General features: G+C 34.4%; 21 protein-coding genes and 1 pseudogene. 9 read left to right on the top strand and 13 right to left on the bottom strand.

The window, feature by feature from the left end; all coding sequences use genetic code 11:
- The first annotated feature begins 39 nt into the window (after positions 1-39).
- Positions 40-1722, top strand: a complete 1683-nt coding sequence (locus PUD86_08520; GenBank protein ID MDD6777321.1) for an NrpR regulatory domain-containing protein — start codon at positions 40-42, stop codon at positions 1720-1722.
- On the opposite strand, the gene PUD86_08525 is transcribed toward PUD86_08520, so the two are convergent.
- From PUD86_08525 to PUD86_08565, 9 genes are all read right to left on the bottom strand, one after another.
- Positions 1723-2013 carry a DUF2097 domain-containing protein gene (locus PUD86_08525; GenBank protein ID MDD6777322.1) on the bottom strand — a complete coding sequence of 97 codons (291 nt, stop codon included), beginning with the start codon at positions 2011-2013 and terminating at the stop codon, positions 1723-1725.
- Positions 2014-2137: 124 nt separating this feature from the next.
- Positions 2138-2428 carry a DUF2097 domain-containing protein gene (locus tag PUD86_08530; GenBank protein ID MDD6777323.1) on the bottom strand — a complete coding sequence of 97 codons (291 nt, stop codon included), beginning with the start codon at positions 2426-2428 and terminating at the stop codon, positions 2138-2140.
- 41 nt (positions 2429-2469) lie between these two features.
- Entirely contained in the window at positions 2470-3345 is an 876-nt protein-coding gene (locus PUD86_08535; protein MDD6777324.1) for a formylmethanofuran dehydrogenase subunit C, read from the bottom strand.
- 2 nt (positions 3346-3347) lie between these two features.
- Positions 3348-5066 (bottom strand): formylmethanofuran dehydrogenase subunit A, encoded by a 1719-nt coding sequence (locus tag PUD86_08540; GenBank protein MDD6777325.1) that lies wholly within the window; start codon positions 5064-5066, stop codon positions 3348-3350.
- Positions 5067-5072: 6 nt separating this feature from the next.
- Complete coding sequence (locus tag PUD86_08545) at positions 5073-6449, bottom strand: formylmethanofuran dehydrogenase subunit B (GenBank protein MDD6777326.1); 1377 nt, start codon at positions 6447-6449, stop codon at positions 5073-5075.
- Positions 6439-7008, bottom strand: coding sequence for a molybdopterin dinucleotide binding domain-containing protein (locus PUD86_08550; protein MDD6777327.1), 570 nt, complete (start codon positions 7006-7008; stop codon positions 6439-6441). Before PUD86_08550 ends, PUD86_08545 begins: the two co-directional genes overlap by 11 nt.
- Before the next feature lie 13 nt (positions 7009-7021).
- Complete coding sequence (locus tag PUD86_08555) at positions 7022-7252, bottom strand: 4Fe-4S binding protein (GenBank protein MDD6777328.1); 231 nt, start codon at positions 7250-7252, stop codon at positions 7022-7024.
- Positions 7253-7260: 8 nt separating this feature from the next.
- Positions 7261-8358 (bottom strand): 4Fe-4S binding protein, encoded by a 1098-nt coding sequence (locus PUD86_08560; GenBank protein ID MDD6777329.1) that lies wholly within the window; start codon positions 8356-8358, stop codon positions 7261-7263.
- Position 8359: 1 nt separating this feature from the next.
- Positions 8360-8821, bottom strand: a complete 462-nt coding sequence (locus PUD86_08565; protein MDD6777330.1) for a 4Fe-4S binding protein — start codon at positions 8819-8821, stop codon at positions 8360-8362.
- Positions 8822-9226: 405 nt separating this feature from the next.
- Between PUD86_08565 and mobB the strand changes: the two genes are divergently transcribed.
- From mobB to PUD86_08580, 3 genes and pseudogenes are all read left to right on the top strand, one after another.
- A complete protein-coding gene (gene mobB, locus PUD86_08570; GenBank protein ID MDD6777331.1) occupies positions 9227-10261 on the top strand; it encodes a molybdopterin-guanine dinucleotide biosynthesis protein B in 1035 nt (344 codons plus the stop codon).
- A gap of 4 nt (positions 10262-10265) precedes the next feature.
- Entirely contained in the window at positions 10266-11201 is a 936-nt protein-coding gene (gene moaA / locus PUD86_08575) for a GTP 3',8-cyclase MoaA (protein ID MDD6777332.1), read from the top strand.
- Between the two features lie 172 nt (positions 11202-11373).
- A pseudogene (locus tag PUD86_08580) lies at positions 11374-12137 on the top strand (SDR family oxidoreductase).
- Between the two features lie 94 nt (positions 12138-12231).
- Here PUD86_08580 and PUD86_08585 read toward each other — a convergent pair.
- The 3 genes from PUD86_08585 to PUD86_08595 all read right to left on the bottom strand — a co-directional run bounded on the left by PUD86_08585 (position 12232) and on the right by PUD86_08595 (position 16512).
- Positions 12232-13437, bottom strand: a complete 1206-nt coding sequence (locus PUD86_08585) for a Coenzyme F420 hydrogenase/dehydrogenase, beta subunit C-terminal domain (GenBank protein ID MDD6777333.1) — start codon at positions 13435-13437, stop codon at positions 12232-12234.
- A 17-nt stretch (positions 13438-13454) separates the two neighbouring features.
- Positions 13455-15620 carry a formate dehydrogenase subunit alpha gene (fdhF, locus tag PUD86_08590; GenBank protein MDD6777334.1) on the bottom strand — a complete coding sequence of 722 codons (2166 nt, stop codon included), beginning with the start codon at positions 15618-15620 and terminating at the stop codon, positions 13455-13457.
- An 88-nt stretch (positions 15621-15708) separates the two neighbouring features.
- Positions 15709-16512 (bottom strand): formate/nitrite transporter family protein, encoded by an 804-nt coding sequence (locus tag PUD86_08595; protein ID MDD6777335.1) that lies wholly within the window; start codon positions 16510-16512, stop codon positions 15709-15711.
- A gap of 448 nt (positions 16513-16960) precedes the next feature.
- Here PUD86_08595 and fdhD point away from each other — a divergent pair, with 448 nt between their 5' ends.
- Entirely contained in the window at positions 16961-17710 is a 750-nt protein-coding gene (gene fdhD, locus PUD86_08600; GenBank protein MDD6777336.1) for a formate dehydrogenase accessory sulfurtransferase FdhD, read from the top strand.
- 1 nt (position 17711) lies between these two features.
- Here fdhD and hxlB read toward each other — a convergent pair whose 3' ends face one another.
- Positions 17712-18302 carry a 6-phospho-3-hexuloisomerase gene (hxlB, locus tag PUD86_08605; protein ID MDD6777337.1) on the bottom strand — a complete coding sequence of 197 codons (591 nt, stop codon included), beginning with the start codon at positions 18300-18302 and terminating at the stop codon, positions 17712-17714.
- Positions 18303-18359: 57 nt separating this feature from the next.
- On the opposite strand from hxlB, the gene PUD86_08610 reads away from it, so the two are divergent.
- The 4 genes from PUD86_08610 (at position 18360) to lysS (ending at position 23621) form a co-directional block, all read left to right on the top strand.
- Positions 18360-19226, top strand: coding sequence for a LysR family transcriptional regulator (locus PUD86_08610; protein MDD6777338.1), 867 nt, complete (start codon positions 18360-18362; stop codon positions 19224-19226).
- A 145-nt stretch (positions 19227-19371) separates the two neighbouring features.
- On the top strand, positions 19372-20286 hold the full coding sequence (locus tag PUD86_08615; protein ID MDD6777339.1) for a carbohydrate kinase family protein: 915 nt from the start codon (positions 19372-19374) through the stop codon (positions 20284-20286).
- 234 nt (positions 20287-20520) lie between these two features.
- Complete coding sequence (gene thiC / locus PUD86_08620) at positions 20521-21819, top strand: phosphomethylpyrimidine synthase (GenBank protein ID MDD6777340.1); 1299 nt, start codon at positions 20521-20523, stop codon at positions 21817-21819.
- Between the two features lie 218 nt (positions 21820-22037).
- Positions 22038-23621 (top strand): lysine--tRNA ligase, encoded by a 1584-nt coding sequence (gene lysS, locus PUD86_08625; GenBank protein ID MDD6777341.1) that lies wholly within the window; start codon positions 22038-22040, stop codon positions 23619-23621.
- Positions 23622-23634 lie beyond the last annotated feature (13 nt).

Below are 23634 nucleotides of genomic sequence, written 5' to 3' on the forward strand. Positions count from 1 at the left end.
TTTTTAATTTAATTGAAATTATACTGTACGGTGTTTTTTATGTCAGAGTCTGAACACAGAATGATGGAAATACTAAGAATACTAAGCGAACAAGAAAAACCAACTGGTTCTAAATTAATAGCAGATGAGCTAAAAAACAAGGGATTCAATCTTGGTGAACGTGCAGTTAGATACCACATGCAAATTTTAGATGAAAAAGGTTATACTGAAAGAATTGGAAATTCTGGAAGAAAAATCACAGCACATGGCCGTGAAAAGTTAGAAAAAGGAATAATTTATGATCAAGTTGATTTCATTTACTCAAAATTTGAAGAAATGATATATTTAGCAGACTTCAACTATATGACACAGAAAGGAAAAGTTGTTGTCAACACTTCAACCATTTATAATGAAGAATCAATTGATATAATTAAAAAAGTTATTGAACATGGCCTTTCTGTTAGCCCTTACGTTAATTTAAATCATACTGGTAATGACAACAAAATAGAAGTAACAACTTTATGTGGAACAACAGTAGACGGAGTGTTGCTTAATGAAGGAATTGCATCACAACCACAATATGGTGGACTTCTAAAAATTGAAGATAATGAACCTGTTGGATTTACCGAATTAATTTCATACAAAAAGACTTCAGTATCCCCGCTTGAAGCATTCTCAGCAAAAGGATTTACATCAGTAATGGATGTAATTGAAAATGGGGAAGGAATTATTCCTGCAAACTTCAGATTAATTCCAGGAATTGGCCGCCAAAATGCTATTGATATAATCAATAAACTAGAAAAAATTGGAATTGGTGGAATAATAGCTATTTCAGAAGAAGGAAAGAATCTTTTAGGAGTTCCAGTACCTGAAGGAATGGTTGGAATCTCTGTTGTAGGTGGAATTACTCCATTTTGTGCAGTGCAAGAAGAAAATCAGGATATTGAAATTAAAATTGCTGAAGAGATTAAAGATTTCAAAACTTTATCTCCAATAGCTTCAAGAATCAATCCTGTATTATCACAAGTAAAAAGTACACCACCACAAAACATTGCATTTTTACTTTCAAAAACATGGAACTTAATCCAGCAAGTTGATTTTGATATTGAAAAAAGAAAAGGAAATATCATTACAAATGTTTCATTTATGGACAAAGACAAGATTGACAAGGCTTTGGATATAATGGAAGAAACATACAATGACAAACCTAAATTCATTAGTCCATACTATAAATTAGTTGAACATCCAAGTAATGATTCAATGATTGGTCTTGCTACAATCTGCAGTTTAAGTATTGATGGAATTTTGATTGATAATGGAATTATGAGTAACCCAAAATATGGTGGATTACTTGAACTCACAGAGCCTCCATTATTCATTGACTTAATTTCATACAACGGGTCCACAGAAGACCCACATATGATATTCCTAGCTAAAAATATGACATCTATAACTAATAATGATGGACATAGTAAAATACTTGCTAGTTTTAAAGAAATACCATATATATCAAGAGAACAAAGTGTCCATATTTTAGATATTTTAAACAATATAGGATTCCCAATATACAAAATTGGAAAGCCAAGAGAAGTTACATACAACGCAAAAGCAAACAATTATAACTTCGGTATTGTTACAGGCAGTGGTTTAAATTCAATCGCTGCAATTAAAGAAAAAGGAATAGCTGTTAAGGTTAAAGCTATTGAAAAATTATTACCTTTCGAAAAGATGGATAGACTATAATTAACTTACAGTCACATCCACTTCCTCACCATTTTTAGGATAATGAGTAAATTCGATTATATCATCCGCAACTTCAAAAATATCAATTTCAACAGTAGCCCCCAAACGACTTTCGTCAAGAGAGACTAACATTTTAAAACCTGGTTTTCCAAAGTATTCAGAAAAATCCATATTTAGGATTTCTCCTTCTGCGAAAATTCTATTATATGAAATTTCAATTCTATCATGAATTTTAACATTTTCTTTTAAATAACTTACAGCGTCGTTTGTTGTTAATTCTAAATTTTTCATGATAATCAACCCTTGTAAACTATAATATAGTAGTTATCATATATAAACTTGTTTGTATATATACGAACAAAATATTGATTTATGAAAAATTAGATCAAAAAAATAATAGGAAAAAAGAGAGAAATTACAAAATTTCTACAACAAGTTTTTTATCGTCAGTAATATGACGCATTTCAATTAAATCATCTTTAATTTCATCGAAATCGATTTCGATAGATTGATTTAAAATTTCACCGTTTAATTGAAGACTAACTCTAAAACCTTCACCAGTCATATCATCTTCTTCAGTGAATCCTAAAACTTCACCAGGAGCAAAAATACGATTGTAGGAAAGTTCTAAAACATCACCAACATTAACTTTGGTTTTAACATATTCAAGTGCTTCATCAAAACTCATTTCAACTTCTTCAATCATTCTAAACACCTACACTAAAAAAAAGAAAAAAGAGAGAGGAATTATAAATTCCTGTATTCTCTAATTGAAGTATATTCGTCGTCGAGTTCGCCGTAGCTGGATAATTTTTCTTTGTTAGCTTCAGCGTCTAAGTAAAGGTTACCTTTACCGTTAAGACCAATATCTCCAGTGTATTTAATGTATTTACCTTCGTAAGTGACACCGTCAATTTCAGGGTCTACAACAACACCATCGAGAACGAATCCTTCGAGTAATCTTCCGAGGAATCCGTGGATAATGATGTTACCGTTTTTCATTTGTCCACCCGGCCAACGGTTTACGTCACCGTCAATTTCGATTACACCTTTGGTCATGTGAATACCAGCTAAAATATCACAGTTTCCTTTAACGTGAATTTTACCACCGGTTAAACATTCACCACATTGTTTACCAGCGTTACCGCCAACAACAATTTCTCCTCCGGTCATACCTCTCCATTCACCAATGTAAGAAGCACCAGTGAATTCTTTGGTATTACCTTCGATTTCAAGGTATCCACCAGACATTTCTCTTCCAGCGTGAGCTGCTGCGTTACCTTTAACGAGAATGGATCCACCAGACATTTCAGCACCAACGTGTAAATCTACACTACTGTTACATACGATGTCTCCACCACTCATTTTACAACCGATGTATTTTACTCTGTTTAAGTCTCCGTTGAGAACCATTTTTACATCGTTAGGACCATTTGCTTCTCCTTCAACAGTGATGTCGAAGAAGTCAGTAATTGGGAATCTGGAATTTCCAATAGGAACTTGATATTTTGCAAAATCATCTTCAGTCCATGAAAAAATTTCATCAGGAATTAATTCATCGAATTCTAAAGCGATTGAAGAAGTTTTGATTTGATCAAATGTGATTGTTTTCAAATTAAACACCTCTATTTACCATCAACATCTATTTGAATTGGGTTGGATACGTAGTGGTCATGTACAGGGTAGTTTTCCCATTTGACTGAGTAGTATTGGGTGAAGAACGGCATAATGTTGTCGATAACTTTTTGCTCGTTTTGTTCCCATCCTTTTACGTTAACCCAGATGTTTTGACTTTCTTTAACTTTTACAATTTCTTTGTCTTTTACTAAGATTTGACCATCTTTAATAGTGTATTCAGCAATATCGAAACCTTTTTCAATATCAGCAGCTTGTCTGGATGGGTCAATGTCATTAGGATTTATGTCGTATACTGCAATGTCTGCTCTGTAACCAGGAGTAAGTGCACCTCTGTCGGTGAATCCGTAGATTTTAGCAGGAGCAGATCTGGTAATAGTTGCAATATCGTAGAAATCGTATTCTCTGTCGAGAGTTGCAAGGGTAGTTCTTTTTTCTGCCCATTTGTGAACTTCTCTGTTTTCGATCATTTCCATTCTTCTTTGGTTACTCATTAACCAAGAGATGATTCTAGGATATCTAGTGAAAGGACCTGCGTTAGGGTGGTCAGTAGTCATACATACTTTCCATGGGTCGTCGATTTGTAAGAACAATTCAAGACCAATAGCCCATTGTAAAGTGTTAACAGGGTTTTTAGGAGAGTAGATACATGGGATGATACCAGCTGCAGTTTCACATTCAATATCTTTGTTGGTCCATTTTAAACCAGATAATTTGAATAAGTCGTATTCCATAGGAGCGTCTGCAGTCATTGTAGTGGTTTCATCGAAAGTAACTTGTCCTACATCACAAGTAACGTGGTCGTGACTGTTAATGTATTTAGCAAGTTCTTCAGCACCAGATGCAGCATCTTTCCAACTGTTTCCAGTGTATGCGTGGAATTGTAAGTGACAGATGTGCATAATTTGGTCTCTGATTTCAGCTGCTTTAGAACCTTTTTTAACGTTTTTAACAGCATCCATAGTTTCAATGGTTGTTGGAACGTTACCAGGGTGTCCTAAATCGTTAGGGTGAATGTGAATAGAGTGAGGTAAGTTTAACATTTCGTTAGCTTTTGCTAAAGCGATTACAACTTCTTTAGAAGTTACGTCGAAGTAAGGTGCTTTATCGTTAACACCGTGTACGTTCATACCCCAACCCCATGCTTCACTTCCACATGGGTTTACGATTTTAATTCCGTAACCTTTGGAGATTTTTAACCATGCAGATACAAATGCTGCAATATCTTCAATGTTGTTTTCTTTTGCGTATTCCATTACGAACCAGTTGTTACCGAATAATGGTAAAGCTGGGATGTCTAATTGTGGAATAGTTGCAATTTCTTCGTGAGTGTGTTTTGCTTCAAGAGGAGGCATAGCTGCTTCAACAACAGTACCGTAACCTAATCTTGAGTATCTGTAACCAGTTGCAGGACAACTTGGGATAGAGAAACCAGATTCAGATCTTAATACTTTAGTTTTTTGAGTAACACCTCTTCTGGAATCTTCAGGTCTGTATAATCTTCCAACTACTAATTTTGGACCTGCAACGTGAGCGTGAGGGTCAATACCTGCTGGCATGACTATTTTATCGGTAACGTCTATGACTTTAGCATCTGCAGATACGTCATCTACAATAATACCATCTTTGAACATAACGTCTTTTTTCTCACCGTTAATTTCGTTAGCTGGGTCGTAGACAATACCATTTTTAAGAATATATTCCATTATATCACCTTAGAGTGCGTTTGGATTTGGCACAAATTTTGGAGCTACGTTTGGCTCTTCTCTGAGTTTCATTACTCTTTCTTTAAGTTCACGGACAATCCATTCGTCGTCACGACAAGTTTCTGGTTTGTCAATAGCTTTTTTCATGTAGATAGGAACTCCATCCATACGGTAACTGGTACCAGCACATTCTACAGCAATGAATGAACCTGGTAATACTACGTCAGCAAGCTCGGTGGAAGGACCCCAGTGAATATCGATTTGAATAACTGGAATGTCAGCTAAGTGTTGGTTTGCTCCGTTAGGGAAGTGAGCACCTGGGTCAGCTGCAATAACCATGAAACAGTCAGGTTCTTTTCTGACTAATAAATCGATAGTGTTGGTTTCACCTAACATGTATCTTGGGTAACCTCTACAGTAGTCTACACCGAAAGCGAATCCACATTCAAATGCCATGAAGATGTTGAATCCGTTTACGTTAAAGTGACCTCTCATAGGAGTAAGTCCCCATTTACTGTATTTGTTTAAGTCTTGAATCATTTTAATAGCAATATCAATGTTTCTTTGTTTTGATAAAGTGTGAGTTAAACCTAAACCGAAGAAGAGTACACCAAATTCTGCGTTTTTCATTTCTTCTGCTAATTCGTAAATATCTTCTTTAGGAATTCCAGAAATTACGTCTTGGTATAATTCTTTTCCTCTTAATACAGCTCTGATAGCGTTGTAGAAACCGTAGTCTCCGTTTTGTTCGAATCCAATCCATTTGTCAGAACATTTTGCAGTATCTGAGAATTTAGGATCCATAGTAACAACAGTTCTGTCGAATCTTCCTCTTTGTCTGAAGTATCCACGACAGAAAGCAGCGTATCTTGCTAAGTGTCTTGGGTGAGAGTTCATAGCGTTACTTCCAGAGTAAACAATCATGTCAGCTCTGTTTTGAACTTCCCCTAAGGTTTGAATAGGGTAACCTGCGTTTTGTACAGCTTGGAGAGAAGGACCGTGACAGATAGTAGCTTGGTTATCTAATACAGCACCGATGTATTCACCTAATGCTACACCTTCTTTCATACATTCAGTTGAGGTTTCAGACCAACCGTAGAATACAGGTCTGATAGAGTTAGCAATGTATTCTGCAGCTTTGTCTAAAGCAGTATCCCAGTCAACTTCAGTAAGTTCTCCGTTTTCATCCCTAATCATTGGAACAAGTAATCTTTGGTCCATATCTTCCATGATTTTACTTGCTCCTAATCTGCATGCGTGTCTTACAGCAACAACGTGATTATCTTTAACTAAGTAATCTAAATCATCACAATTACAACCACAGAAAGCACAAGTACAGTTTTCAACAATGTGATCATAATCAGTTACAGGTGGTTCATAAGTCATGATCAATCAACTCCTCCCATTTACGTCCGTGATAAACAGGTAATTCACCTAAAGAATCCATGTTTTCAACAACATCGTCATCTTCTTCATCAACGTATTTTTTGTATACCCATCTCATTAAGTCAGCCATGAGTAATACTTTTCTATCAGTTTTTTCTACAGTACAAGTAATACCTTTGTAAGTAGGGTCTGAACAACAGTAGGTATCGTGGCTTACAATAGTGTTAGCCCATGGACCTTTACAAATGAATACAGTACCTTCGTGAGGTGCGTCTCTAGATACAGCACAGTTTACAACAACTTCACCAAAGTCGGTTTTAACAAGGACGGTGTCCCAGTTGTTTACACCTAATTTAGCCATATCCCTAGGGTCCATGTAACAAGTACCGGAAGCGTTTTTATATTCTTCTTTTAAAGTGGATCCTCTTTTCTTACAAGCACCTTGGTAGATGTCAGATCCAGTGTTTAACATACATTTAAGAACATCAGTAGTTCCTTCACCAGTAATTTTTACATCAGGTACTACAGGTTTTTCTAAATAAGTATTAGCGTAATGCATTATATAATCCCCCTTATTCTAACCATATAGCATTAACTGGGCAAAACATTTGACATGTTCCACAGAATTCACATTTTTCAGGACTGAAGAGTTTGATAAATCCGTTTTCAACCATCATAATTACTTCTTCAGTCTTTGCACCATTACCACCAGCATTTTCAGGACTGATAGCTGCGTTAACAGGACATGCGATTACACAAATACCGCATCCTAAACAATTATCTTGATTAACTTTAAGTTCCATCCAATCACCTAGTCTTTAATAGCATCTAAAGCTTCTTTCCAAGTAGCGGAGTTAATAGGAGTGTGGTCAACTTCAGTTCTTACTACAGTAATAGCATCGTTAGGACATGCATTTGCACATGCTTTACAACTTACACAGTATTCGCCGTAAGCAACAACGTGTGCCATTCTGGAACCTGGAGCGGTAGATACAGGGAATGCTAAAGCATTACATTGACAGATATCTACACAAGCACCACAAGCTTGACATTTGTCATCGTCGACTTCAATAGAACCTTTGAATGGTTTTTTAACTTTAGCAGCGTCTGTAGGACATACGCCTTCACACCATCCACAGTATACACAGAGTTCAGAGTCGATAATAGAGTTACCAGTAACAACTGCGTTAGCAGGGTTTAAGTCGTACTCTCCGTAGTTACATGCTCTACAAATAGCTTTGATAGCGTTAGTAGGACAGGATTTTTTACATACGAGACAGTATACACATTCATCTTTGTTGATAACAATAGATTCTTTACCAGTTTCGTGATCAACGTAGATAGCTTCTGCAGGACATAATTCTTCACATACACCACAGTAAATACAGTCATCTTCGTTTACATCGATTTCACCAGTTACTAAATCAGCACGGTCTGGTAAAACTCTGTCGATAACGATTGCGTCACGAGGACATGCAATTTCACATCTTTTACAGTAGACACATTCATCATCATCAATTTCTGAGAAAGCATTGTAATGAGGATATGCTTCGATTTCTCTGATTGGTACGCCATCAATAGTTAATACTAATGCGTCAACAGGACATAATCCACTGCACATACCACATAATACACATTTACTTTCGTCAATGCTTACTCTTTGAGCATCAAAGTCGTCTTGGAAGTTTTGAGCAATCTTTTCGTGTCCACTGAAGTAGATGTCGTTGGAAATTCTGTGACGAGCATCGATAGCAACAGCTTTTACAGTAATCGCTTCAACAGGACAAGTGGATTCACAAATCCCACAACCTAAACAGACATGGTCATTGAAAGACAAGTTTCTGACTTCTTCTGCAGACCTTGTAATGTCAAAGTTATTATCTTTAACCTCTTTTAAATTTCTAATCATATTAAATCTCCAAAATTTTTATTGAATTAGTTGGGCATTCATCTTCACAAAGCTGACAACCACAACATTGCATGGAGTCTGCATACGCTTTTAAGGACACCAATTTAATAGCATCCATCTTGCATGCATTTACACATAATCCGCAACCAATACAGGAGTCTTCTACACTTGCTTGGAAATTTCTTTCTTTGCAAATGTTCACAATTTTACGACTCTGTTCTGGATTATTAAATATTGCTTCAGTCATTATTAAAAAATCTTTGGGAGATAAGTCGATGATTGTTCTTGCAACGTCAATTGAGTTCCAAGATAAGTTTCTACCATTCAAATAATGAGAAATAGTAGACCTATCAACACCTAACTCATCAGCAATCTCTTGATGACTTTTACCAGTCATTTTTAATTTAACTGCAGCCAAATATTTTAAACCAGAAGCAATATGTTTTGGCATTTGAACCACCATGTGTAATGATTACACATATGTTTACCTATATAAATATAGTTACCTACTAGATTAAAGACACAATACTTATATATAACTGTGGTATAACTACACAATTTTTTTTAATAAAATCTCTTAAAATCCTTAAAATAATTAAATAATAATTCATAATAATTAATTTTTTTAGAATTAATCAAATATCCTTTAAATAATAAAATTAAGAACGTATATTTATTAATAACATTAAAAAATGTAAAAATTATGTAAAATTTGTAATAAATATATTCCATAAAAGTATGAAAAAAACATGAAAAATCATGTAATTTATTTTGGTCATCCTAAATGTGTAGTAACTACACATAAATTATTTAGAAATTCTTAATTAATACAAAATACAATATTATAATATAATAAGGGGAAGATAAAATGAAAATTGTATCCATAGTTGGAAAGAAAAATACTGGAAAAACTTCACTGACTGTAAAAGTTATTGAAGAGCTTACAAAAAGAGGTTATAATGTTGCATCAATAAAACATTCCCACCATACAATGGAAATGGACAGGGAAAACACTGATACCTGGAAACATAAAAATGCAGGATCAAATGTTGTAGTTGGAATTGGTTCAACAACATTCTTTAATGTAAGAAAAGAAATGGATCTTAACAGATTACTATTTTTAATAAAACATATGGACAATGTTGATTTTGTTGTAATTGAAGGATTTAAAAGATACAATTACCCAAAAATTGCAACATCCCCTGATGTAGTTGATGAATACACAATTAAACAGGTTGATTCCTTTACAATTGATTATGAAGGTTTAACAGAATTAGTAGACCTCATTGAAGAGAGATCACACGACATAGTAGACACATTATTTGCAAACAACTGCGGATACAATGACGGTGAAGCTATTGCATGTGACATCAGAAATGGAAATATTACAGTAGATAACTTAGATGAAGTTCACAGCTACCTTTCAATTGACGGTAAAGTAGTTGGATTAAACAGATTCGTTAGTGATTATCTAAAACAGTCCGTTCTTGGTGTTATCAATACATTAAATTTAAAAGATTATAATGTTGAAGATATTCAAGATATTGAATTAATCATCCCTGGAAAATCCCACTTAACCCCAACTGATGCTAACTGCAGTATTCAAATTAATGGAAAAGATTTAGAAATAAATGCATTTACAAAAAATATTGTTTCAAATTCCATTAATGGAATGATAAGATCCCTTAAAACTGAAAGTGATGTTAAAACAATTGAAATTGTTATTTCCAATATTGAACATGACCAACTAGAAAATGCTTCAATTGAACTTAAAACAAACAATCACAGTGTTGAAATCAATGAATTTACCCAGGGAATCTTAAAAGAAACAACCTATGCAATTGTAAATTCTTTAAAAATTGATGATGAAATTAAAGAATTAAAAATCAACGTAGGAGAGTAGGCGCATGTTAAAAAACGTAGTTAAAGACAAATACAAAAGACCTATCATCTCCTTAAGAATTACAATTACAAACAGATGTAATGAAAACTGCCTTTACTGTCATCATGATGGAATGGTATCTTCTAAAAATGAAATGACTCCTGATGAGCTATTTACTATAAGTAAAATAGCTAAAAGAATAGGAGTTAAAAAAATCAGGCTTTCCGGTGGAGATCCTTTAGTAAGAAAAGACATCGTAGAAATCGTTGAAAAGATTGCAAGTCTTGATTTTAAAGACATTTCACTTACAACTAATGGAGTATTGCTTGAAAAATATGCTCAGGGTTTAAAAGATGCTGGACTAGATAGAGTAAATGTCAGTTTAGATACTTTAAATAGAGATACCTACAAATACGTAACATCTAAAGATTATCTTGAAAAAACAAAAGCTGGAATTCTAAAAGCTGTAGAAGTTGGATTATATCCTGTTAAAATAAACATGGTAGTGATGAAAGATATCAACGATCATGAGATAAAAGACATGTTTAAATTCTGTCAGGAACATGGAATTATCCTTCAGTTAATTGAATTAATCGAAAGTGAAAGCTGTGATGATGATGACTTCAGCAATAAACACCATTATTCATTAGACCCACTTGAAGAAAAGCTAACCAATATATCTGATGAAGTTCATGAACGTAAATTTATGCAAGGACGTAAGAAATATTACATAAACGATGGTGAAATCGAAATAGTTAAGCCTGTTGATAATGCTAAATTCTGCGCAAGTTGCTCCAGATTAAGGATTACACCAGATGGTAAAATCAAACCATGCTTACTTAGAAATGACAACCTTGTAGAATTAATTTCACATATAAGAAATGGTGAAAGTGAAGAGGAACTTGAAGAACTCTTCATGAAAGGAATATATAACCGTGAACCATTCAACAAAGAAGATTAAACAATTCTACTTTAAACCTAATTAATCATTACCATTTAACCAAATAAAGATTAAAAAAATGTTATTTGTAAAAATAACATTATTCTCTCTTTTTTAACAAAAATCAATGATAAAATTATAAATAACATGATTTGTATTATAAATCGTTATAAATTATTTAAGGTGAATATATATGAATTATGATATGTCTGGCAAAGTAACCATAATTACCGGTGGAGGAAAAGGAATTGGATTTGGAATAGCTACTGCATTTACAAAAGCAAAATCTAACCTTGTAATTACAGGTAGAACCGAATCAACACTCCTTAAAGCTAAAGAAGAACTTGAAGACAAATATGGTGTGAAAGTTTAGCTATTACAGCTGACGGCGGTTACGAAGACCAAGTAAAAGGAGCAATTGACAAAGTAGTTGAAGAATTTGGAAGAATAGATGTATTAATTAACAATGCACAAGCTTCCAAGTCCGGATTAAAACTTATTGAACACACAAAAGAAGACTTTGACTTAGCAATTAATTCCGGATTATATGCAGTATTTAACTTTATGAAATTTACACACCCATATCTTAAAGAGACTAAAGGGTCTGTAATTAACTTTGCATCAGGTGCAGGATTATTTGGAAGAGATGGTCAATCATCATATGCTGCTGCAAAAGAAGGAATTAGGGGATTAACCAGAGTTGCTGCAACAGAATGGGGTCCTGATGGAATTAATATCAACATTGTATGTCCTCTTGTAATGACTGAACAGTTAGAACAATGGAGAGAAGAATATCCCGAAATTTATGATAAAACCATTCAAGGAATTCCATTACAAAGATTCGGTGATGCAGAAAAAGATATTGGTGGAACTTGCTTATTCTTAGCATCAGATGCTGCAAGTTACATTTCTGGTGAAACCCTTACCCTCCAAGGAGGATCAGGTTTAAGACCTTAAGAAAAGAATTTTTTCTTTTCTTTTTTTAAAATAATAATATAACAATGTTATGTTTAAGATTTAAAAAAATAAAATGGATGAAAGGGAAGAACCCTTAGATCCATTTAGCTTTAGATACGTGGTCGGTGAATGGAAGTGGGTCGTCACTGCCCATACCAGGTACGTATCCGTAGATTTCTCTTACTTTGTTGTTTACAGTACTCCATACTTTAGCTACAGGGATTTCACATGGACATACTTCGGAACATTGTCCACAGTTGGTACATGCGTCAACCATGTGTACTAAACGAGTTAAGTGGAAGAAAGGAGCTGCAGGAGTGTATCCACCAGGTACCCATTCAGGACCTTCAGCTTCAAGACAGCAGTCTTCACAGAAACATAATGGACATGCTTCACGACAACCGTAACATTTCATACATTTGGAGAATTCGTCTTCGTATTTGTAGAATACGTCGATAATATCACCAGTAGTACCTGCATAATCAACTTCCTTCTTCTCTTGGGATTCTTTAAGCATGAAGTTGTTAATGTTTTCTCTGATTTTAATTCCTTTTTCGAGAGGTTCTTCGGTAGCGATTAAACCTGCGTCAATAACTTTACCTAAAACATCTGCACCTTTGTCGGAGAATACTTCTACGAAAGTAGCTTTTCCTGCTAAAGGTCCGATTACTCCCCAGTTACCTAATGCCATGTCAGCGTTGTAAGGGATTTTAAGGTTACATCTTTGACAGTTTTCTCTTCTACCCATACCTTGTTCTTCTAATTCACTAATAGCAATACCTTTTTCACCATCAGCTGTTTCCATGATGAGTTTTCCTTTAGCGATTTCTTCTTTGACAACGTCTTTAGGGTCCATTTCGTATACATCTCTAATCATGTTCATGGTAGGAACAGGTGACATGGTTCCTCCACAGTTAACACCAATCATAATTACGTTGTCTTCGATGATTTTTCCTTTTTTCATCAATTCTTTGATGGTCATTGCATCACAAGGTTTACATGCAACAGCAATTTTCATGTCTCTTGCACCGTCTAAGTACTTGGATACAAATTTAGCAATGTTTAAGGTACCACAGTGGATAGATCCAGCAGTTTTAATAACATCTGCAGGGTCAGTTACAAGAATAGGTACTGCATCGTAGATATCTGCACCTTCAGTTACTCCAACAATACCGTCAACGATACCTTCTTCTAATAAGTATTTCATAATAGTGGTTACTACTCCACCGTACTCTCCTTTTTCTTTGATATCTTCGATAGCAGAGTATGCGTAGTACATATCGTTAATTTTTGCGCTCATTTAAATCTACTCCTTATTTATTTACCTACTTTAATGGTAGTAGTACTCATATCTTCAGCTTTAATTTCGGTGTCAGTACCATCTTTGTAGACTTCTCCTTTAACAACAACTTTTTCAGGGAGTTTTTCTACTTCAATAGCACAAGCTTTTAATTCAACCATTTTAGATTTAGGGTCGAAAGAATCAGAGTTAGTCAATACATTTGCAGCACATTCTACAAAGTGCATTGGGATGTTTACAATACCTTCTCTAATGTTGTCAGTTACACGTGCAGGAATTGCAATTTCTCCTCTTCTGGAGTAAGCTCTTACTACTTCACCGTCGATAATTCCTCTAGCTTTAGCATCGTTAGTGTTGATTTCGATGAATCCAGTTTTTACCTCATTGCTTAAGGTTTCACATCTTCTGGTCATTGCAGCGTGGTAGTGGAATAATACTCTGGTAGTAGTTAAGAGTAATGAGTATTCTTCATCAGGAGTTTCTACTGGTCCTTTGTGTTCTAATGCTTGGAAGACACCTAAACCATCAGGGTGTGCAAATTTCTCTTTGTGCATTAATGGTTGACATGGGTCATCTTCGGATGGGCAAGGCCAGTGGAGAGCTTCAGGAGTGTCTAATCTTTCACGGTTCATACCTGCCATGATAGGAGCACATTCTCTGACTTCGTCGAAGATTTCTTCAGAAGATTCGTAGTGGAAGATGGATCTTGGTACGCCCATTCTAACTGCGATTTCTTCCATGATTTTCCAATCTAACCATGCGCCTTCAGGTGGTTCTTGAGCTTTGTGTAAGCATTGAACTCTTCTTTCACCGCTGGTGAAAGTACCTTCTTGTTCACCCCAACCTGCTGCTGGTAATACAACATCAGCACATTGTGCAGTGTCGGTTAAGAAACATTCTTGAACGATTAACATTTCTAAGTTTGCGAGTGCTTCTTTGGTGTGTTGTACATCTGCATCGGAGAGAACAGGGTCTTCACCGTGGATGTATAATACTTTTAAGTCACCGGAGTGAGCTGCGTTCATCATTTCAACTAAGGTTAAACCAGGAGTGGTTGGTAAGTTTACTTCGTAACCTTCAGCACTGTAGTAGTCGTTGAACCATGCAGTAGTTTCTGGGTCACTTACTTTTCTGTAACCTACGTAATCGGAAGGTAATGCACCCATATCACAAGCACCTTGTACGTTGTTTTGTCCTCTTAATGGGTTTACTCCAGTACCTTCTCTACCAATGTTACCGGTTAACATAGCGAGGTTTGCGGTGGACATTACGTTGTCTGCACCGTGGGAGTGTTCAGTAATACCTAAGGAGTATACAATAGCTGCTTTGTCAGCAGATGCATATTCAATAGCTAAGTGTTCAATGGTTTCAGGAGAGATACCAGTGATTTCAGAAGCTTTTTCTAAGGTGTATTTTTGAACAACTTCTTTCATTTCTTCGTAACCTTTGGTTCTGTTTGCAATGAATTCATCATCTTGTAAGTCGTTGTCGATGATAACTTTAATCATAGCATTCATTAAAGCAACGTCAGTACCAGTTTCGAATTGTACGTATTCATCTGCGAGTTTAGCAGTAGGAGTGAATCTTGGGTCTAATACTACTAATTTAGCACCGTTTTGTTTAGCTTGGATAATTTTACGTCCGAATAATGGGTGAGCTTCCATGTTGTTGGATCCGATACAGAAGATGTAATCAGCTTCTTTAATACTGTCAAATCCGTTGGTCATAGCACCTGATCCAAAGGTGGTTGCTAAACCTGCTACAGTAGGTCCGTGACAGATACGTGCACAGTGGTCTACGTTTTGAGTTCCACAAGCTACTCTAGCTAATTTTTGAGTAATGTAAATGTTTTCGTTAGGTGAACGAGCACATGCGTAGAAACCAACTTTGTTTGGGTCTTCGTCAGAAACTTCTTTGAGTTTGTTAGCAACTAAGTCTAAAGCTTCATCCCAAGATGCTTCTCTAAATTCACCGTTTTCTTTGATTAAAGGAGAAGTTAATCTGTCTTCCCTATTAATGAATTGGTATCCAAAGTTTCCTTTTGGACATACTTTACCCTCGTTTACAGGGCTTCTTTTTAAAGGTTCAACACCAACAATTTTTCCGTCTTTAACAACGAAATTGAGTCCACAACCGGTACCACAGTATGGGCAGATTGTTGGAACATATTTAATTTCAACCATTTTATAATCTCCAAAATATTTTTGTTTTTTTAAAAAAAATTTAAAAAGCTTAAATTAATATTAAGCTTTTTGAAAGTTCATCAAGTGCTTATTCTTTAAGGTAAGTGAACCAGTAAAGACAAGCTACGAAGAGTCCTCCACCAATAATGTTACCAATGGTAACTGGGACTAAGTTGTTTATAATAATACTGGACCAGGTTACTCCATTAGCTCCTAAGAACATACCTAATGGGATAAAGAACATGTTTGCAACACTGTGCTCAAATCCGATGGTAACGAAAGCCATAATTGGGAACCAAATACCGAATATTTTACCAATAACATCATCAGATGCGTTAGCTAACCATACAGCTAAACATACTAACCAGTTACAACCAATAGCTTTAATTAAAGCTACTGTGAAAGGCATAGTTACTTTACCTTCAGCTACAGCAATAGCTTTAGTGGTAATAGCATATGCAGGTGCGGTTGCGTCAGTAGGACAAATTCCTCCCATGTAAGCTAAAACGTATGCAACGAATAAAGCTCCAACAAAGTTGAAAATCCAACTTACAACCCAGTTTTTAGCAAGACCGCCAACAGAAGCAGATCCATCTAAAACACCGATAATCATAAACATAACATTTCCAGTGAATAATTCAGATCCTGCAAGGATAACAATAATCAAACCTACAGGGAACACTGCACCAAATACAAATTTTTCTAAACCTAAAGGAGCGCCAGCTTTAATCATACCTGCGCTTGTTACAATTGCTAATAAACCCCCAAATGCAATATATGCTCCTGCTAAGAAGGAGAGTAATACTACATTAATAATATTAGCAGAGTCTTTTGCTCCAGCAGTTTTTGATATTGCTTTTGCAGTATCTACTGGACTTTTAAATGAACTCATTTTATCAACCTCTTATTCCCTTTATAAATTAATTTTTATAATACTTAAAGAATCCACTTACAGAGATGTTTTTTAAAGTATTATGGTTCTATATTACTTAATGACTATATAAACGATTTATCATTAGAAATAAAAAGAAATGTTTAAATATAAAGAATTAACAAAATAATCATAATGATAAATCATTATAAATATAGTTAATATCGTATTTTTACTATTTTTTTATTGAATAATTTATTTAAAAAACTTAATTTAATCAATACATAATTTTAATCGTTGAATTTCATTAATAAAAAATTATACTTATAATTTTCAAGATTTTAAATATTTATAAAAGAAAACACAAATATTGAACATACATAATTTTCATTACACTAATATTTATAAGAAAAGAGAAATTAATATAACTATTGTTATAAAAAAATATGAAATACAAGGGGTCGATGTGATGAAGATTGAAGAAATTGATGCTATAACATATAAAAATAATCAGCACAACGAAGCAAGAGAAAAAGTTGTAAAAGATGAAACCATCACACTAACAATAAATGGTACAATATCAAGAAGCTTATCTGCAATAGAAGATTCACTTAAAGAATTTGCAGTTGGATACCTATTTAATGAAAATCTCGTCAAATCATTAGAAGATATTAAAAAAATTGAAATTGATGGCGTACAGATTAATGTAGAGATTGATGATACCTTACTTAAAACAAATGAAACCGTATTATGTTCCGATTCTGCAGGAGGATGGAGAAGTAAAATTAAAGAAGTACATCCTGTTGAGTCTGATTTCCAGGTAAATGTCAAAGAATTAATTGATCGAATTGAAGAGTTAAAAGACAACGCTGAAATCTGGCAAGCTACCGGTGGAACACACGTTGCAGGAATCGTTTATAACGGTGAATTTGTTGTAAAAGAAGATGTAAGCCGTCACGTTGCAGTAGATAAAGTAATTGGTTATGGTATATTAAATGGTTTTGACTTAAATCAGTCTTATGTAATCTACAGTGGAAGAATGCCAGCAGATATGGTAATTAAAATGACCAGAGCAGGCGTTCCAGTATTAGCATCAAATGCTGCTCCTGCAAATTCCGGATATAATATTGCAAAAAAAGGAAATATTACTCTCGTTGGATTTTTAAGAGGCCAACGCTGTAATATATATAATAATCAAAATAGAGTAATTTTTGACTAAATTACTCTAATACAGTATGTCTTGCTTTAAGATCACTTTCAGTTTGTTGCATTTTTTCCATTAATTCAGAAACAATTGCATCTAAAAAGACTAAAGTGGTCAACTCAAAAGCAGTTCCTAAAGGTGTTAAGGAAGTATAGTTTCCATGAATTTGACGTTTCATATAGTTTTCGTCATCAACTTCTTTTTTTGTTCTTCCTTTAACAAAAACATAAGCATCAGATAATTTTCCTAAAGTAGACTCAGGATATGAAGTTACAGCCAATACTTTAGAACCTCTATTTTTAGCAATTTTTGCTGCAGAAACGATGGTATTTGTTTCACCAGAACCTGAAATTGCAATAATACAGTCATCTTCATAAATAGCTGGAGAAATAGTTTCTCCTACAACATAAGCACTTAAACCTAAATGCATTAATCTCATTGCAAAAGCTTTAGCAGCAAGTCCTGATCTTCCAGCACCAGTAACAAAGATATTTTTAGATTCGATAATAATATCTTCAAATTTGTCAATAGTTTCCTCATCTAAAAATTCTTCAGCATTCTTAATATTATCTAATATCGCGTTAATAGAAGTTTTCATAATTTCCATTTTATCTAATCCCAAAATCGATATTATTAATTATGATTAAAATTTTATTTATAATTGATGGAATTTGAAAGTAAAGGATTGATAAGTTTAGAGATAGATGGTGAAGTTTACGGATATAGATTATTCGAAAGTCTTGACTCCCTTTCGAAAACAAAATCTCAAAGAAAATCTGCTAAACAGTTAAATATTTCTCATACTGTTTTTAATAGAAGAATACTTAAAGCAGAAGAAAAATTAGGGATAAAACTTACCAAAAAAGTGGGAAATGGTACACATCTCACCCGTGAAGGATTAGACTTATTAGAAGAGTTCAAAAAATATGCAATCCAAATCGAAAAGACATCTACAATCAACATTGTTGGAGGTCATATCAGCACAGGTCTTTTGGACAGTATTGATTTACCTTTTAAAACAAATATCTACAGCAGCAATGACGAAGATGCATTTGAACTTGCTAAAAGAGGAGTTGTGGATATATTAACCCTTGACGACCCGTTAATTGCTTTTGAAAGAGATATTAACTTTTATCCAATAGCTTATGATTACCTTGTTCTTATTTCAAGTCCAGAAACAAAAGATATTGAAAGTATTTCAGATTTGGAAAATCTTGATTTTGTAAGTGTTTCTGGATCTGCTCAAAGGCTTGCATGGGACAGTTTAAAACATTATGATATTAACATAAACATCACCGAAACTGTAAACTCCCAGTTTGAAGCATATAAATTAGTTAAAAATTCCAAAAATCTACATACATTCCTTAATGCAAGTTACTTTAAAGGAAACGAACTTTTAAAATTTGATACCCAACATGTTATAAGTTTAGTTAAGGTAAACGAAGATAAAGACGATGTTGACGAGTTTATCAGATACCTAACAAATGAAGGGCAAAACGACATCGAAAAGCAAGGTTTCAGTCCGATGTAGATGATACTTTTCAGATGCTCTTAGAAAAAGTAAAATTATATAACATGACATATTTTATATCACACTCATATGACCGAATTTTAAGTTTCAAAACATTAAATAATGATAAGAAACAATATTAACATAGAAGATTTAAGGCGATATTATGGCGAAAAATAGAGATTTACTAGCTATTGGGCACTCTGCTCACGATTATATCATTAAAGTACCAGAATTCCCAAAAGCAAACTTTTCTGCTCCAATTACCAACATGAAAACATTCAATGGAGGAGCAGCAGCTAACGTTGCTTGTGTTGGTGCTAAATTAGGATTAAAAACATCTTTGGTTTCAGCGGTTGGTGGAGATTTTAAAAAAACAGAATACTATGAACATATGCAAAATTTAGATATTGATACTGACTCACTTATTATTGTTCCAGGCGAATCAACTCCTACTGCATTTGTATTAACCGATGATAATTCAGACCAAATCAGTTACTTCTACTGGGGTGCAGCTCGTGAGTTTGCACAAAGTAAAGTACCTACCTCCGCAATAAAAAATGTTGAAGCAGTACATTTAGCTACAGGAGATCCTGATTTCAACTGGAAATGTTCTGAAGAAGCAAAAGATGAAGATTTACTTATTTCATTTGACCCAGGTCAAGACCTTGGAATGTATGATATTAAAAAATTAAGAGATGTAATTAAAAATACAACAATTCTTTTCGGAAACCATCATGAAATCGGAAGAATCTTAGAATCTCTTGAAGTGGATTTAGATGGTCTTAGAGAATTAGGTCCAAAGATTATTGTTAAAACCTGTGGGGCTAATGGTAGTGAAATCTACTCCGATGAAGACAAAATTAAAATCGATGCTATTAAAACAGAAGCTATCGATCCAACTGGTGCTGGAGATTCATATAGAGCAGGATTCTTATCCAGATTCTTAAACGGCGAATCATTAGAATCATCTGCTAAATTCGCATCAACCGTTTCATCATTTATTGTAGAACATCAAGGTTGTCAAACCAACATGCCTACATTTGATGAAGCATTTGAAAGAATGAATGGATTTTACTAGAATCCTTTCCTTTTTTTCAAGTATACTTTATTTTTATCAATATGACTTTATTTCTTATTTAAAAAACTAAAACAACTACTTTTTCAAAAATAATTGATACATATCAATAATATTTTAATTAAAAGCCAACCAATTAATTTAAATACCAATAATTAAATATAAAAAAATATCAAAATGATATGGAATTTAAATAAATTAAATTTGACTGTTTTAAATCTTATTTGATGTGATATCATGACACAAATTAGTGATGCAAAAAAAGGAATATTAACTGAAGAAATGAAACATGTTGCAAAAATAGAAAATGTTTCAGAAGATTTTATTTTAAAATCTGTAGCTAAAGGTACTATTGTAATACCAAGTAACGTAAACAGAGACATTGAAGCTTCCGGTATCGGTGCAGGTCTTAGAACCAAAGTAAACGCAACCGTTGGAACTTCAACTGATATTGTTGACTTTGATGAAGAAGTTAAAAAAGCACAAATTGCTATTGACCACGGTGCAGACTGTTTAATGGAATTAAGTATTGGTGGAGACTTAGATGTAATCAGAAGAAGAGTTCTCGACATGTCCCCATTACCAGTTGGTTCTGTACCAGTATACCAAGCATCCATCGAAAGTATCAGAGAACACGGTTCTGTAGTTGACATGACTGAAGATGACTTATTCAATGCTATTGAAAAACAAGCAAAAGATGGTATTGACTTTATGGCAATCCACAGTAGTATTAACATCGAAACCTTAACCAGACTCAAAAGACAAGGCCGTGTAACTGGACTCGTATCCCGTGGAGGATCATTCATGTCCGGATGGATTGTTGAAAACGAACAAGAAAACCCATTATACTCAAACTTTGACTATGTCTTAGAACTTGCTAAAGAACACGACGTTGTTCTTTCACTTGCAAACGGTATGAGAGCAGGATCTATTGCTGATTCAACCGACAGGGCACAAATCCAAGAATTGATCATTTTAGGAGAATTAATTGATAGATCTCGTGAAGCTGGAGTACAATGTATGATTGAAGGACCTGGACACATTCCAATCAACGAAATCCCAACTAATGTAATGATTCAAAAGAAAATGTGTTCCAACGCTCCTTTCTACATGCTTGGACCTATTGTATGTGACGTAGCACCAGGTTACGACCACATTGTATCTGCAATCGGAGCAGCATCCTCTGCAAAAGCAGGTGCAGACTTTATCTGTTACGTAACTCCTGCAGAACACCTCGCTCTTCCTAACCCTGAAGACGTAAAAGAAGGAGTTATTGCAACTAAAATTGGAGCTTACGCAGGTGACTTAGCAACCGGACAAATTGACGGTTCACAAGATTTAGCTATGGCTGAAGCACGTAAAAGACTCGACTGGGAAGCACAATACGAATGCGCATTATTCCCTGATGCAGCACGTGCAAAAAGAGACCAAAGACCTCCTGAAGAAGAGGACACCTGTACCATGTGTGGTAACTTCTGTGCAGTAAAAATCGTTAACGAATGGTTAGACAAATCTGATTCTGACCTAATCAAATAGATAGATTTTCTATCTATTCTTATTTTTTATATTCATTTCCCAAAATATGATGTAATAAACCACGTGTTTTACATCATATACTAACTATTTTTTAAAAACTTTGAAAAAATAATCATCAAATCACTTAGTTTTACTAATCTTTTTATATAAATAACAACAAATATCATTTTAATATAACTTATTTTATGATAATTTTTTTATTAAAACGGTGAATATAAATGACACATTGGATTGAAAACATAGCTACTGAATTAGCAGAAAGAGATGTAGAAGAACATGTTATTGCAAGTGGAACCTCCATTTCAGGTTCAATTCACATTGGAAACTCATGCGACATATTTATTGCTAATGCAATTGGAAAAAAATTAAGGGAACTCGGAAAACAAGCAAAAACCATCTGGATTGCAGATGACCACGATCCATTAAGAAAAGTTCCATACCCACTTCCTGAAGATTACGACAAATACTTAGGTATGCCATACTCCGTTATCCCATGTCCTGACGGCTGCTGTGACAACTTTGTAGAACACTTTGAAAAACCTTTACTCACAGTAATGGACGATTACGGAATTGAAATGGAAACCAAATCCGGTTTTGAAATGTACAAAACTGGAGTTTACAACGACTACATTAGAACCTCTCTCGAACACGTTGATGAAATCAAAGAGATTTTCAACGAATACAGAAGAGAACCATTAGCAGATGACTGGTTACCATACAACCCAATTTGTGACGAATGTGGACGTGTAAACACAACTTATGCTTATGACTTTGACGGCGACATCATCAAATACAGATGTGAATGTGGCCACGACGGTGAAATGGATATCAAATCAGGTAACGGTAAACTTACCTGGAGAGTAGAATGGGCTGCAAGATGGAAAATCTTCGGAACCACATGTGAACCATTCGGAAAAGACCACGCAGCTAGTGGCGGATCCTACGATGTAAGTAGCATTATTTCAGAAAAAATCTTTGATTACCCTGCACCATTCCCAGTACCATACGAATGGATTACTCTCGATGGTGAAGCAATGAGTAAATCTCACGGAGTATTCTTTGCTCCAGAAGAATGGTTAAAAATTGGACCTGCAGAAAGTCTTAACTACTACTTGTTCAGATCCAAACCAATGAAAGCAAAAGACTTCTCACCAAAAATGTCTTTCTTAGACTTTATCGACCAATTTGATACCGTTGAAAAAGTATTCTACGGTGAAGAAGAAGCACCATCTGAAAAAGAAGGTAAAAAATTCAAAGAAATCTATGAAATCGTACAAATCAACGAAGGTAGTCCTTTACCATTCAGACCACCTTTCAGATTCCTCGTTAACGCTTACCAAATTGCTGGAGACGACTTAGAAAAAATCTTTGGAATTTTAAAAAGAAACTCCCAATTATCAAAAAGCTTTAAAGACAAAGAATTTGGCGACTTAAATGAAACTGAATTAGCTCAATATCGTGAAAGAGTTGACAACGTAATTTACTGGTTAGATACTTATGCACCTAAATTCGTAAAATTCCAAGTGCAAGAGAAAAACATTCCAAAATTACCGTTGACCGAAGATCAAGACAAATTCTTAGCTGACTTAGCTGACTTGATGGAAAACAATGAATTCTCAGAAGCAACTGAATTGCACGATGCAATGTATGAAATCTTAGAAGCACAAGAATTAAAACCTCAAAAAGGATTCCAAGCTATTTACAAAATGATTCTTGGTCAAAAACAAGGTCCAAGAGCAGCTTCATTCTTGTTAAGTTTAGACAAAGATTTCGTTATTAAAAGATTGAGAAAAGAAGCTTAATCTTTTAAATTTT

Source organism: Methanobacteriaceae archaeon (assembly GCA_029219465.1).
In the GTDB taxonomy this organism is placed as follows: Archaea; Methanobacteriota; Methanobacteria; order Methanobacteriales; family Methanobacteriaceae; genus Methanocatella.